Origin of the sequence: Afipia sp. DC4300-2b1, from assembly GCF_049895725.1 — a bacterium.
GTDB lineage: Bacteria > Pseudomonadota > Alphaproteobacteria > Rhizobiales > Xanthobacteraceae > Afipia > Afipia broomeae.
The window spans coordinates 180,402-194,899 of record NZ_JAFCSX010000005.1 but is presented as its reverse complement, the minus strand read 5'-3'; the positions used below and the strand labels follow the sequence as shown (position 1 = coordinate 194,899).

Below are 14,498 nucleotides of genomic sequence, written 5' to 3'. Positions count from 1 at the left end.
ACAACGGCGGACGAAAAGATCAATGCCAACAGTGATATTTGCGGGTTGCAACCCGCATTATCGTGGCCAGACGTGGTAAATTTTCGCGTGAAGTCAGCCGAATCAAACCGGGTGCCATCCGCGGTGCGCCGCAGCGGTCAAAGCTGGGCGCGGAAACTCCGCTGCGTGGCCTTGGTCTGGACGGGACTGACGGCAACGCAGGTCCAGGCCCAGCCAAGTGCTCAACCGGAACGCCACGCGCCGGTTCCGCTCCACGGTATCGCCATGCACGGGACCCCCGCCCTGCCTGCGAACTTCGCGCAGATGCCGTACGTCAATCCCGACGCCCCTAAAGGCGGCCGGATCATCTTCGGCCTGCTCGGCGCGTTCGACAGCCTCAATCCATTTATCGTCAAAGGCATCGCGGTTCAGCAAGTCCGCGGCTACGTGACCGAAAGCCTGTTGGCGCGCGGCCACGACGAGCCGTTCACGCTGTACGGCCTGCTCGCACAGACGGTCGAGACCGACAACGACCGGACCTACGTCACGTTCCGGCTCAATCCGCTGGCGCGGTTCTCGGACGGCAAGCCGGTGCTGGCCGCTGACGTGCTGTTCTCGTGGCAATTGATGCGCGACAAGGGCCGCCCCAATCACCGCCTCTACTACGCAAAGATCGAAAAGGCCGAAGCGCTGGATGAGCGCACCGTGCGGTTCGATTTCGGCGGCGCGAAAGACCGCGAATTGCCGCTGATCCTCGGTCTGATGCCGGTCTTCCCGAAGCATGCCATCGATACAGCGACCTTCGAGGAGACGTCCCTCACCGGCCTGATCGGCTCGGGGCCCTACCGGGTCACCGTCGTCCGCGCCGGTCAGAGTGTAACGTTGACGCGCAACCCGGACTATTGGGGCCGCGACCTGCCGATCAACCGCGGTGTGTGGAATTTCGACGAGGTCCGTCTGGACTATTACCGCGAAGCCAACGGCGCGTTTGAAGCGTTCAAGCGCGGCCTCTACGATTTCCGGATCGAGAACGAGCCGCTCCGCTGGCACGAGGGTTACGATTTCGCGGCGGCCCGCAACGGCGAAGTGGTGCGGGATACGGTCAAGCCCGGCACACCGCAGCCGTCGGAGTATCTGATCTTCAACACGCGCCGCCCCGTGTTCGCGGACATCCGCGTGCGGCAGGCGCTTACACTGCTGTTCGACTTTGAGTGGATCAACCGCAACTACTTCTTCGACCTGTACGCGCGCTCTGCGGGCTTCTTCGCAGGGTCCGAACTCTCCGCCTATACCCGTCCGGCGGACGCACGCGAAAAGACACTGCTTGCGCCTTACGCCGCCAGCATCCGCCCCGACATCATGGACGGCAGCTATCGCCTGCCGGTCACCGATGCGTCCGGCCGCGACCGGGTGTCGCTGCGCGCGGCACTCACATTGCTGGCGCAAGCCGGATACCAGCTCGATGGAACAGTGCTGCGGCAGAAAGCCAGCCGCAAGCCGCTGACATTCGAGATCCTGGTCACCACCCGCGATCAGGAGCGCATCGCGCTGGCCTATTCCCGCGATCTCAAGCGCGCCGGTATCGATGTGTCGGTGCGCGCGGTGGACGGCGTGCAGTTCGACCAGCGCCGGCTCGCCTTCGATTTCGACATGATCCAGAACCGCTGGGACCAGTCGCTCTCGCCGGGCAACGAACAGGCTTTCTACTGGGGCAGCGCCGCTGCCGACAATCAGGGCACCCGCAACTACATGGGCGCGAAATCCCCAGCCGTCGACGCCATGATCGCCGCGCTGCTCAAGGAGCGCGAGCAAACCGCCTTCGTGTCCGCCGTCCGCGCCCTCGACAGGGCGCTGATCTCGGGCTTCTACGCTATCCCGCTTTATAACGTACAGCAGCAATGGCTCGCACGGTGGAATCGGATAGAACGGCCAAGGGTGACCGCGGTCTCGGGCTTTCTGCCGGAGACGTGGTGGTCCAAGCCGGGCACGAAAGCGCCGTAAGCCCAAGATCGATACAGTAACGCAGTGAGCGAGACCTTGCAGACCGCACCGACCTCAGCAGCGACCTCGTCCGGCGCGCCGCTGACGCTCGACGATCTGTTCCGGCGCACGGTGCTGCGTCAGCCCGATGCCATTGCGTTGATCGATCCGCCGAACAAGCATCGCGTCACCGGCACCCAGCCGCAGAAATTGACCTTCGCGCAGGCTGATCAGGCGGTCTCAGCCATCGCCGCACGTTTTGTCGAGGCAGGGTTGCCCCCGGGCTCGATCATCGCCTTGCAGATGCCGAACACCGTCGAGTTCGCGCTGACGGTACTGGCGGCGCTTCGTGCCGGTCTGGTGGCGGCATTGCTGCCGCAGCTCTGGCGGCAATCGGAACTGACCGGGGCGCTGAACCGGATCGGTGCGCGTGCCATTGTCGGCGTCAGCCGCATCGAGATCGTCGATCATGCCGAACTGGCATTGAACGCAGCCGTTGAAGCCTTTTCGATCCGCCATGTGTTCGGCTTCGGCAACGATCTGCCCGAAGGCATGTCGCCGCTTGAAATCACAACGAGCGGCATGAACGGCTGGCTGCCGCCCGCGGCGCCGGATGCGCGCAGACCGGCGATCGTTACGTTCGACGTCACGGCGGACGGACTTCGCGCGATCCCGCGCAACCATCTGCAGTTGATTTCCGGCGGTCTTGCGATTTTTCTCGAAGCGGGCCTCCCGCAGGGCGCGCGACTGTTGTCCGCCATTGCGCCGGCCTCGTTCGCCGGTTGCGTCTCGTCCGTGGTGACCTGGCTCCTGAGCGGTGGATCGCTCGCGCTGCATCACCCAGCTGATTTGCAGGTTCTCGAACAACAGATCGTCGACGAGCGTCATGACACCCTGATCGCGCCTGCCCTGCTTGCGATCCGTCTGGCGGAGAGCGGCACGCTCGCGCGGCCCCAGGTTGCGATCAGGAATGTCGTCGGCCTGTGGCGCACGCCGGACCGCGTGATGGCGAGCGAGGACTGGCAAGACACCGGCACAACGCTCACAGACGTCTACCTGTTCGGCGAGGCCGGATTGTTCGCCGCGCGCCGTCTCAGCGATGGTTCGCCCGTGCCCATCAAGCCCGGATCGTTCAGCGCACCACGTGGTGCGGCAAGTTCGAAAGCCATCGGCGAGATCATCGTCACGCCGAAGGCGACGCTCGCGCTGCGCGGAACGATGGTGCCGGTCGCAGCCTATCGTCCAGCGCCGGGAGAGTCTCTTGTGGAGACTGCCGCTCCCGACTACGTCGATACAGGATACGCTGCGCATCTTGATCGCACGACAGGTGCCATCGGCATCACCGCACCGCCTGTCGGTCTCGTCGGCGTCGGCGGCTATCGCTTTCTCGCGCAGGATCTTGAGTCATGGGCGAAGCGGCTCGCGGCTGGCGCGATGCTGACCGCATTGCCTGATCAACTCAACGGCTTTCGCCTCGCCGGACGCGCCGGCGACAACCGCCGCGCGCGCGAAGCGCTTGGCCAGCTTGGACTTAATCCGCTCATGGTCGATGCGTTTCGCGACCGGTCCAGCGGAACCTGAGTCCGCCGTTTCATCGGTCGTATTGACCTGCCATTAACAGCCGCGGCCTAGGGTGACGGTTCGCGGGTCCGCTCAGTTTGCGGCGCTGTTCCACGGTTTCTGTGAGTCACTACGCTATGTCACAGCAAGGCCCGATCGTCACTGTCTCAAATCGGGAAGGCCGGACCCTCGCCGACGCGATCGCGCAGGTGAAGACGTTTCCGCTGGTGGATGTCTCCTGGGCTGACGCAGCCGACGCCGTCGCAAGGCTGCGGCCGGCGGCCGTGCTTGCCGCGGATACCGGCGGTCACGAGGCCGCATTGGCGCATCTGGCAAAACAGGCCGCGCAGGCTGATCCCTACGTACCAGTCATCGCCGTCGATCCCGGCAACGTGTTGCCGCAAAATGTTCTCCCGTTCACGCAAACCGGCCACAACGCCGAGCGGCTGGTCAGCCGTCTCAACGCTGCGTTGCGCGTGCGCGCCCTGCACGTCACGCTGCTGCGCCGCATGGCCAATGACCGTTCCACGTCCACCCGTATGCCGACGAGCGATCCGATCAACGATGCGACGGTCCTGCTGATCGGACGCGGCGCGGGGTATCCCGCCCTGTCGGTCGCGCTCGGCGAACAGATGGGCGTCGTCGGCGCGCTCAGCATCGAGGCTGCCGCCAAGCATCTCAATGCACGCGAGCTCGACGGCATCATCATCGGTGACGGTTTCACGCTGCGCGTGCTCGACGCCTTTCTGACTGTGCTGTCGGAAGATTCCCGGTTCCGCAATCTTCCGGTTCTGGTCGGAAGCGGATCGGGGCTGACCACGGGCTACGACCTGCCCAATCTTGAAATCTCCAACGGCGATCCGCAAACGGTCGCGGCCCACGCCGTTCCGCTGATCCGGCAACAGGCGTTCGAGTCCCGCATCGGGCGCGCGCTGAAATCGATCGATGTCGGCGGCCTGCTCGATCCGCGCACCGGATTGCTCAACGAAGACGCCTTCACCCGCGATTTCGAGACTGCCGTGACCGACACCCAGACGCGCGGCGCAGGATTGTCCGTCGCCCGCATCACCTTCGCGCACGGTTCGATCTCCGAACGCATGCGCCTCGACGCCGCGCGGATACTCAGCCGGCTGATGCGGCGGATGGATTTCGCGACGCTGGACGAAGAAGGCGCAATCGTTGTCGTCTTCGCCGAAACCGACCTGCGCAACGCACACGCCATCGCGCGGCGGCTGACCAGCGTTCTGAAGCACACCATGTACAGCACCAAACGCGACCAGCGGCTCGATCCGCAGGTGACGCTGGCGACGCTGATGCCCGGTGACACGGCGGCCGCGATTCTCCGCAGGCTTCGGGCCGAGGCACACCGGGTCGCGTCCTAAAGAATTTTACTTTCGATATCGTCAGGAACAATCGCACCGGCTTTGCATTGGTGAGCCTCTATTCCCTTTGGAGGATACCATGAAGAAGATTGCACTCGTCGCCGCGTCGCTGGCCGTTCTCGCCGGTCCGGCACTCGCCCAGACCAGCGGAACTGCTCCCGCTGAAGCCAAATTCTCGACCGTCGCGAAGGACGAGATGTTCAGCTCGAAGCTCAAGGGTCTGAACGTCTACAACCAGAAGGATGAAAAGGTCGGCGAAATCACCGATCTTGCCATCGGCAAGGGCGAGCAGATTCAGGCCATGATCCTGTCCGTCGGCGGGTTCCTCGGCGTCGGCGAGCATTACGTCGCTGTGTCGCCCTCGTCCGTACGTGTGAGCTACAACAAGGACAAGGACACCTGGACTGCGAAGATGAACACCACCAAGGAGGCGCTGAAGGCAGCGCCTGAGTTCAAGTATCCGAAGTAACGGTTCCTGCCAGATAGCTCTTCGTCATTGCGAGGAGCATTTGCGACGAAGCAATCCATTCCTTTGTTATGCAAAGATGGATTGCTTCGCTTCGCTCGCAATGACTGTATGACGCTGTCGTTCAAATCGCGCTGTCTTTTGCCACCTAGGCCGCCTTCTTGCCCTCGGCCAGATTGGCGAGATCGCGCAGGATCGTGGTCGTGCCTTCGACGCGCTCTTCCGCCGTCTCCCACTCCTGGAAGAACACTACCTTCATGTCCGGGCGGACCTTGGCGGCCTTGCCGTGGCGGCTGATGAAGAACATGAGCCGGTCCGGATGCGCGAATGAGTTGTCGCGGAACGTAATGACCGCGCCCTTCGGCCCGGCATCGACCTTCTCAATATTGGCGCGGCGGCAATAGGCCTTGATCGCTGCAATCTTGAACAGCCAGCGCACCTCGTCCGGCAGCGGACCAAAGCGATCGCGCAGCTCCGCGCCGAAATTCTCGATCGCGTCGTCTGTATCCAGATCCGCAAGGCGGCGATACAGCGACAGCCGGATTGACAGATCCGCAACGTAGTCCTCAGGAATGAGCACCGGCATACCGAGCGTGATCTGCGGCGACCAGCGATCCGCCACCGGCTCGGAGATGCCGGCCTTGAGCGACAGGATCGCCTCCTCCAGCATCGATTGATACAGCTCGAAGCCAACTTCCTTGATGTGACCCGACTGTTCCTCGCCGAGCAGATTGCCCGCGCCGCGAATGTCGAGATCGTGCGACGCAAGCTGGAAGCCCGCGCCGAGGTTGTCCAGCGACTGAAGCACCTTGAGGCGGCGTTCGGCCTGCACGGTGATCTTGTGCGTGGACGGCAGTGTGAACAGCGCATAGGCGCGCAGCTTGGAGCGGCCGACGCGTCCGCGCAACTGATACAATTGCGCAAGGCCGAACATATCGGCGCGATGCACGATCAGCGTATTCGCGGATGGAATGTCGAGACCGGACTCGACGATCGTCGTCGAGAGCAGCACGTCGTACTTGCCGTCGTAGAACGCGGACATGATGTCCTCGATCACGGTGGGCGGCATCTGGCCATGCGCAACCGCGACCTTCATTTCCGGCACATGCTTGTCGAGGAAGTCCTTCACTTCGGCGAGATACTCGATGCGCGGCACGACATAGAACGCCTGACCGCCGCGATACCGCTCACGCAGCAAGGCCTCGCGTATCATCAGCGGATCGTGCGGCGCGACGAAGGTGCGCACCGCAAGGCGATCAACCGGCGGGGATGCGATGATCGACAATTCGCGGACACCGGTCAGCGCCAGTTGCAGCGTGCGCGGGATCGGCGTTGCGGAAAGCGTCAGCACGTGAACTTCGGCGCGGAGTTGCTTCAGCCGCTCCTTGTGAGACACACCGAAATGCTGCTCCTCGTCGACGATTAAGAGGCCGAGGTCCTTGAACTTGATGCTCTTGCCGAGTAGCGCATGGGTACCGACGATGATGTCGATCTTGCCCTCGGCGAGGTCCTTCTTGACCTGCGTCATCTGCTTTGGCGCGACGAGGCGCGAGGCCTGAGCAACGTTCACCGGGAACCCCTTGAAGCGCTCGGTGAAGGTTTTGGTGTGCTGCCGCGCCAGCAGCGTGGTCGGCACCACGACCGCGACCTGCTTGCCGTCCAGCGCCACGGCAAACGCCGCACGCAGCGCCACTTCCGTCTTGCCGAAACCGACGTCGCCGCAAATCAGGCGGTCCATCGGACGTCCGAGATCGAGGTCATGCAGCGCGGAATTGATCGCGCCGAGCTGGTCCTCGGTTTCCTCGTAGGGGAACCGCGCACAAAATTCGTCGTAGGTGCCCTGATGCACCGGGAATTTCGGCGCCTCGTGGATATGCCGCTCGGCTGCGATCTTGATCAGTTCGCCCGCGATTTCGCGGATGCGGTTCTTGAGCTTGGCCTTGCGCGCCTGCCATCCGCCGCCGCCGAGCTTGTCCAGTTCGACATTTGTCTGGTCGGAGCCGTAGCGCGACAGCAGTTCGATGTTCTCGACCGGGAGAAACAGCTTGGTCTCGTTGGCGTAGTGCAGTTCGAGGCAGTCATGCGGTGCACCGCCCACCTGCAGCGTCTGCAAGCCGACGAACCGTCCGATGCCGTGCTCGACGTGAACGACGATGTCGCCGGTCGCCAGCGACGTCACTTCGGAAATGAAGTTGTCGAGTTTGCGGCTCGCCTTGCGCGGACGCACCAGCCTGTCGCCGAGAATGTCCTGCTCGGTGATGAGCGCGATGTTCTCGGTCTCGAAGCCGGATTCGAGGCCGATCACCGCCAGCATGGTCTCGTTGCGTGGCGTCGCCTGCACCGCGCGCCAGGAGTTGACGCTGGTGGTGTTGAGCAGCTTGTGGTCCTTGAGCATGCTCGCCATACGGTCGCGCGACCCCTCCGACCACAGCGCGACGACGACTTTCTTGCGCGCGGCCTGCAGGCCGTTGATATGCGCCACCACGCCTTCGAACACGTTGACCTTGCTGTCCCCGCGCTCCGGCGCGAAGTCGCGTCCCTGCCGCGCGCCGACGTCGATCACGCCCTCCCCCTCGGGCAGCGCGAACGGTGTCAGCCGCGCCAGCGAGCTATCGGCAAGCAGCGAAGTCCATTCGGGTTCGGTGAGATAGAGCCGGTCCGGCGGCAGCGGGTTGTAGATCGCGCCGCCACCCGGCGTGTCCATCGCCTCGCGCCGCGCTTCGTAATAGTCGTTGATCTGGGTGAAGCGTTCACGTGCGGCATCCTCGGCCAGCGGCTCCATCACGATGGGCGCCGCGCCGAGATAGTCGAACAGCGTGTCCATCCGCTCCTGAAACAGCGGCAGCCAGTGCTCCATGCCCGGATGCCTGCGGCCTTCGCTCACCGCCTCATAAAGCATGTCGTCGCGGTCCGGCGCGCCGAACTGCGCGACATAGCCCATGCGGAAACGCTTGATGGTTTCCGTGACCAACTGGAATTCCGAAACCGGCACCAGATCCAGTCCGCGCATGTCGAGCAGCGTGCGCTGGGATTCCGCGTCAAAGGTGCGGATCGATTCCAGCGTGTCGCCGAAGAAGTCGAACCGCACCGGCTGGTCGAGCCCAGCCGGAAACAGATCGAGGATACCGCCACGCACGGCGTATTCACCCGGCTCGCGCACCGTCGACGTGCGGTTGTAGCCATTGTGCTCGAGCCAACCTGCGATGTTGTCCATCGGGACCCGATGCCCCGGCGCGACCGACAGCGCCTGTGCTGCGACCACCTCCCGCGCCGGCACGCGCTGAACGATGGCGTTGACCGTGGTCAGCACGATCAGCGGCTTCTCGCTGCCCTGAAGGCGTGAAAGTCTGGCCAGCGTGGTCAGCCGCTGCGCCAGAATGCCGCCGTGGGGCGAGACGCGGTCGTAGGGCTGGCAATCCCATGCCGGAAACTGCATCACCGACAGGTCGGGCGCGAAAAACTCCAGCGCGCGCGCCAGTTGCGCCATGCGCGGGCCGTCGCGGCAAACCACGGCAAGGCTGATCGCGGGCGGATTCGGCTTGGCCGCGACCGCGCGCGCCATATCCGAGACGACCAGACCTTCCGCGCCCTCGGCAACGTTCGACAGCGTCAGCGCGTGGCCGGCGCGAAGCAGTTGCGCGGGCGATCGCGTCGGTGACTTCATGAGCGCTGGCCTGCGTCGAGGAACTGCTTGATGCGCACGAAGATGCCGTTTGCATAGTCCCCCGGCAGCGACTGGCTGCCGCTGAACGCCGCATACAGATCGGGATCGGGCAGTTCGATCAGACGTTCGAGATCGGCAATGTCCCCGTCGCTCAGATCGGCAATCCGGGCATCGGCGAAGCCGCCGAGGATCATATCCATCTCGCGCGTGCCGCGATGCCAGCAGCGAAACAGCAGCCGCTTGCGCCGATCATCGAGGCCATCGCTCGATCGTGTCGTTCCCGTCATGTCCGTCACTTTCTCCAACGCAAAAAGCCCGGACGGTGCCGGGGAGGCTGATATAGCTGTCAGAATTGATGCTGTCAGTAATTTCCTGCGCGTGCGTGTTGCGCTTGGACGTCATAGCGGGGCGGCGGGCCCTCGTGGCCGTCATTGCGAGGAGCTCTTGCGACGAAGCAATCCAGTTCTTCATGTATGATACAAGGGAATCTGGATTGCTTCGCTTCGCTCGCAATGACGTGGGGCGGCGATTCGGACTGAAATTCCGCTTTAGGTTCTTTAATGCGCCCGTCCCTGCTCAATCCCCTGTTCGCGCCGGTCACGAGCCTTACAGGCGTGGGGCCGAAGCAGGACAAGCTGTTTCGCTATCTGCTTGACCGCAGCGAGACACCGCGGCTGGTGGATCTGCTGCTGCATCTGCCGACCAATGTGATCGACCGCCGCACGCGGCCGACCATCGCCGAAGCTGTTCCTGGAACCGTGGTGACGCTGGAAGTTACCATCGATCGTCACCGCCCCGCGCCGCCCGGCCGCTCGCGCGCGCCGCATCTGGTCTACGCCAGCGACGAGACTGGCGACGTGGTGCTGACCTACTTCCGCGCAAAGCCCGAATACATCGAGAAGCTGCTGCCGAAGGGCGAGAAGCGTTTCGTGTCCGGCACCGCGCAGATGTTCGACGGCACCTTGCAGATCGTGCATCCCGACCGGGTGGTGGACGAGGAAGGCCTCGCCAAACTGCCGCAGATCGACACGGTGTATCCGCTGACCGAAGGCCTCGCCATCGGCTCGATCCGCCGCGCCATGGCGCAGGCGCTGCAAAAACTGCCCGACCTGCCGGAGTGGATCAGTCCCGAAGTGCTCCGCCGCTGCAAGTTTCCGCCGATCGCAGAAGCGCTGCACCGTGTTCACGAGCCTGTAGAACTTACCGACATCCTGCCGCAGAACCAGTTCTGGTCACGGCTCGCGTTCGACGAACTGCTCGCGGGACAACTCGCGCTGGCGCTGGTGCGTGCGCAGCTTCGCCGTCCTGCCGGCGTGCGCAATGCCGGCGACGGACACCTGCGCCACAAGATCATCGATGCCCTGCCCTACGCGCTGACCAGTTCGCAGCAGGAAGCGGCGAAAGCCATTGCCAGCGATCTCAACCAGCCGGTCCGCATGTTGCGTCTGCTGCAAGGCGATGTCGGCTCCGGCAAAACCGTCGTCGCGCTGCTTGCTGCCGCTGCCGTGGCGGAAACCGGCAAGCAGGCGGCGCTGATGGCGCCGACGGAAATCCTTGCGCGGCAACACATCAAGACCATTGCTCCGTTGGCGGAGCGGGCCGGACTACGCGTCGCTATTCTCACGGGGCGCGAGAAAGGCAAGGAACGGCGCGAGATCATCGCCGGACTTGCGGACGGCGAGATCGATCTGCTGGTCGGCACCCATGCGCTGATCCAGGACGACGTGATCTTCAAGGATCTGGCGCTCGCCGTGGTCGATGAACAGCATCGTTTCGGTGTGCGCGAGCGTCTGGCGCTCACCGAGAAAGGCGATGCCGTCGACGTGCTGGTGCTGAGCGCCACGCCGATCCCGCGCACGCTGGTGCTCACCTACTTCGGCGACATGGATATTTCGGAACTACGCGAGAAGCCCGCAGGCCGCCAGCCGATCGACACCCGCGCGGTCGCCAAGAGCCGCATTCGCGAAGTCGTCGATGGCCTCGACCGCGCCCTGGAGTCGGGCAAACGCGCCTACTGGATCTGTCCGCTGGTCGAGGAATCCGAGGCGGAAGGCCACGATCACCTCACCAACGCAACGCAACGGTTCGAGAGTTTGCAAAAGCGGTTCGGCGATCGCGTCGGGCTGGTGCACGGCCAGATGAAAGGCGCCGACAAGGATCGCGTCATGGCGCAGTTCGCAGCCGGTGAAATCCAGCTTCTGGTGGCGACAACGGTGGTCGAAGTCGGCGTCGATGTCCCGCAGGCAACCATCATGGTGATCGAGAACGCCGAGCGCTTCGGGCTGGCGCAACTTCATCAGTTGCGCGGGCGTATCGGCCGAGGCTCGGAAGCCTCGACCTGCATCCTGCTCTATCATGAACCGCTGACGGAAATGTCCGGCGCCCGGCTCAAGGTGATCCGCGAGACCACGGACGGTTTCCGCATCGCCGAGGAAGATCTGCGCCTGCGCGGCGAAGGCGAAGTGCTCGGCACGCGGCAGAGCGGCCTGCCCGGTTATCGGATCGCGCGGCCCGAAGTCCACGCGCAATTGATCGCACAGGCGCGCGACGAGGCGGTGCGGATCATGCAGGATAACCCGAAGCTCAAGGGCGAGCGCGGTGAAGCGCTGCGATGCCTGCTGTACCTCTATGAACGCGACGAAGCATTGCCGTTGATCGGCGCGGGTTAGTCGACCTTCGCCGGGTCCGGTGTTTGCGATGCCGTCGCCACGCGCGCGGCATTAGCCATCTCGGCCAGCGCGTTGACCTTCTTCTGCGCGTCGCTGCCCGGTTGCACCACGCCCGCCGACATAATCAACGTCGCAGCAGCATCGGTGCTCATGTCGACTTCGATCAGCTTCGACTTCGGAACGTAGAAGAAGAAGCCGGTGGTCGGGTTCGGCGCGCAAGGCAGAAACACCGAAATGAACTCATCGTTCTGCGGAAGCTTGTTCGCGATCTCCACACTTGGCGGCTGGGAGATCAGCACGATCGACCACATGCCCGGCGACGGGAATTCCACCAGACCGACCTTGCGGAAGCTGGAGCCGTTCCCTGAGAACAGCGTTTCGAACACCTGCTTGAGGCCGCGATAGATCGCGCGCACCACCGGCATGCGGCCGAGCAGCCCCTCGCCGAATTCGACCAGCGTTCGCCCGATCAGGTTGGCGGCGAGAAATCCGAGAAAGGTCAGCGCAAAGAACGCGACGATCAGGCCATAGCCCGGCAGGCCGAACGGCAAATAGGTCTCCGGACGGTACGCAACCGGCACAAACGGCCGCACGATCCCGTCCACCCAGGTTACGAACCACCAGATCAGATATATCGTGATCGCGATCGGGCCGGCGATGATCAAGCCGGTCAGAAAATAGCGGCGCAGCCGCGCCATGGCACCACGCGGCACGTCTGGCGGCGGCACGGGCGGAAGGCCTCCCGGAAGCATGTTGGGCGAAGTCTCATTCATCGCAAAACCGAGCCATCTTCATCCAGAATGGTGGAACACCATCGCAAATCATTGCGACAGCACTGTATCAGACTTTTCCCGGTGCAACCGGCTCGCGTTGCGACCGATTGTCTGATCGGTTGCCTATTCGACAGTCACCGACTTCGCGAGGTTCCGGGGCTGGTCGACATCCGTGCCCATCACCACAGCGGTGTGATAGGCCAGCAGTTGCACCGGAATGGCGTAGACCAGCGGCGTCACAGTGGCCGGCATGTCCGGCAGGATGATCGTCACCAGCGAGTCCACGGTCGCATTCTTCGCGCCCTGCGCGTCGGTCATCAGGATGATCCGGCCGCCCCGCGCCGCGACCTCCTGCATGTTCGAGACCGTCTTCTCGAATACGCGATCGTAAGGCGCGATCACGACCACGGGCATCTTCTCGTCGATCAGCGCGATCGGGCCGTGCTTGAGTTCGCCGGCGGCGTAGCCTTCGGCGTGAATGTAGGAGATTTCCTTGAGCTTGAGCGCGCCTTCCAGCGCCAGCGGGTAGTTGGTGCCGCGGCCGAGATAGAGCACGTCTTGGCTCTTGGCGATGTCGCGGGCGAGCTTTTCGATCTGCGGCTCGAGGGCGAGCGCCTGCGTCATCAGGCGCGGCACTTCAATCAGCGCGTGGACGAGTTTGGTTTCATCGGTCTCGGAGAGTTCGCCGCGCGCCTTGCCCGCAGCAATCACCAGCGCCGCAAGCGCGGCAAGCTGACACGTAAAGGCTTTTGTGGAGGCGACACCGATTTCAGGTCCGGCCAGCGTCGGCAGCGCGGTCTCGCTTTCGCGCGCGATGGTCGATGTCGGCACGTTGACGATCGAGATGGTGTGAAGGCCTTGCGACTTGGCGTAACGCAGCGCAGCCAGCGTGTCGGCGGTTTCGCCGGACTGCGAAATGAAGATCGCAAGATCGCCCTTGCGCAGCGGCGCTTCGCGGTAGCGAAACTCGGAAGCGACATCGAGTTCGACCGGCAGCCGCGCGAGGCGCTCGAACCAGTACTTGGCAACGAAGCCCGCATAGCTTGCCGTGCCGCAGGCCGTGATCGACACCCGCTGAATGTCCTTGAAATCGAACGGCAGCTTGACCGGCATCGACACCTTCTCGGTGGCCATGTCGACATAGTGCGCCAGCGTGTGGCCGACGACTTCGGGCTGCTCGTGAATTTCCTTCGCCATGAAGTGGCGGTAGTTCGCCTTGTCCACCAGCGCGGATGCGGTGTTGTGCTTGACGATCTCGCGTTCGACCACGGCGTTCTTGTCGTCATACACGGTCGCATCGGCACGGGAGAGAACGACCCAGTCGCCGTCATCGAGATAGCTGATAGTGTCGGTGAACGGACCGAGTGCGATGGCGTCCGAGCCAAGGTACATCTCGCCGTCGCCGTAGCCAACCGCGAGCGGCGAGCCCTTGCGGGCGCCGATCATCAGATTTTCTTCGCCCTTGAAGATGAAAGCCAGCGCGAATGCGCCGTGCAACTGCGGAAGCGTCGCCTTCACGGCATCCACCGGAGACAAACCCTTGGCGAGGTACGAACTGACCAGATGCGCGACGACCTCGGTATCGGTCTCGCTGGAAAACTTCGCACCCTGCGCTTCGAGTTGCGTGCGCAGGTCGCGGAAATTCTCGATGATGCCGTTGTGAACCACGGCGACGTTGTCGGTCGCATGCGGATGCGCGTTATTCTCGGTCGGCTTGCCGTGCGTGGCCCAGCGCGTATGTCCGATGCCGATGTGCCCCGCCAGTGGCGAGGTCTTCAGCACCGCTTCCAGATTCTTCAGCTTGCCCTTCGCACGGCGGCGATCGAGCTGGATGCCTTCCAGCGTCGCGACGCCCGCGGAGTCGTATCCGCGATATTCAAGCCGCTTGAGGGAATCGACCAGTTGCTCCGCAACCGGCCCACGTCCAAGAATTCCGACAATTCCGCACATGCGGTTTGTGATCTCCAGCCGCCCCAATGCGGCCTTATGTACCGAGGAATAACACGGTTCTGCCTCAACAATTGT

At 63.5% G+C, this 14,498-nt stretch carries 9 protein-coding genes; 5 read left to right on the top strand and 4 right to left on the bottom strand.

Features of this window, described 5'->3' with window-relative positions:
* The first annotated feature begins 264 nt into the window (after positions 1–264).
* From ACP7AL_RS20520 to ACP7AL_RS20505, 4 genes are all read left to right on the top strand, one after another.
* Positions 265–1,980, top strand: a complete 1,716-nt coding sequence (locus tag ACP7AL_RS20520) for an extracellular solute-binding protein (RefSeq protein WP_425994453.1) — start codon at positions 265–267, stop codon at positions 1,978–1,980.
* Between the two features lie 36 nt (positions 1,981–2,016).
* Positions 2,017–3,540, top strand: coding sequence for an AMP-binding protein (locus tag ACP7AL_RS20515; protein WP_425994451.1), 1,524 nt, complete (start codon positions 2,017–2,019; stop codon positions 3,538–3,540).
* Positions 3,541–3,656: 116 nt separating this feature from the next.
* Positions 3,657–4,901, top strand: coding sequence for a GGDEF domain-containing protein (locus tag ACP7AL_RS20510; RefSeq protein WP_425993827.1), 1,245 nt, complete (start codon positions 3,657–3,659; stop codon positions 4,899–4,901).
* A 79-nt stretch (positions 4,902–4,980) separates the two neighbouring features.
* A complete protein-coding gene (locus ACP7AL_RS20505; protein ID WP_006020618.1) occupies positions 4,981–5,370 on the top strand; it encodes a PRC-barrel domain-containing protein in 390 nt (129 codons plus the stop codon).
* A gap of 145 nt (positions 5,371–5,515) precedes the next feature.
* Here ACP7AL_RS20505 and mfd read toward each other — a convergent pair whose 3' ends face one another.
* Both mfd and ACP7AL_RS20495 read right to left on the bottom strand, forming a co-directional pair.
* Positions 5,516–9,031 (bottom strand): transcription-repair coupling factor, encoded by a 3,516-nt coding sequence (gene mfd / locus ACP7AL_RS20500; RefSeq protein WP_425993824.1) that lies wholly within the window; start codon positions 9,029–9,031, stop codon positions 5,516–5,518.
* Positions 9,028–9,318: a succinate dehydrogenase assembly factor 2 gene (locus ACP7AL_RS20495; RefSeq protein ID WP_024919302.1), complete on the bottom strand. Its 291-nt coding sequence runs from the start codon at positions 9,316–9,318 to the stop codon at positions 9,028–9,030. The genes mfd and ACP7AL_RS20495 overlap by 4 nt, the downstream gene beginning before the upstream one ends.
* Positions 9,319–9,591: 273 nt before the next feature.
* Between ACP7AL_RS20495 and recG the strand changes: the two genes are divergently transcribed.
* A complete protein-coding gene (gene recG, locus ACP7AL_RS20490; RefSeq protein ID WP_425993822.1) occupies positions 9,592–11,700 on the top strand; it encodes an ATP-dependent DNA helicase RecG in 2,109 nt (702 codons plus the stop codon).
* Here recG and ACP7AL_RS20485 read toward each other — a convergent pair.
* Positions 11,697–12,473, bottom strand: coding sequence for a DUF502 domain-containing protein (locus tag ACP7AL_RS20485; RefSeq protein ID WP_425993820.1), 777 nt, complete (start codon positions 12,471–12,473; stop codon positions 11,697–11,699). The two genes, recG and ACP7AL_RS20485, sit on opposite strands and share 4 nt — an antisense overlap.
* A 123-nt stretch (positions 12,474–12,596) precedes the next feature.
* Entirely contained in the window at positions 12,597–14,423 is a 1,827-nt protein-coding gene (gene glmS, locus ACP7AL_RS20480) for a glutamine--fructose-6-phosphate transaminase (isomerizing) (protein ID WP_425993818.1), read from the bottom strand.
* Positions 14,424–14,498: the final 75 nt, after the last annotated feature.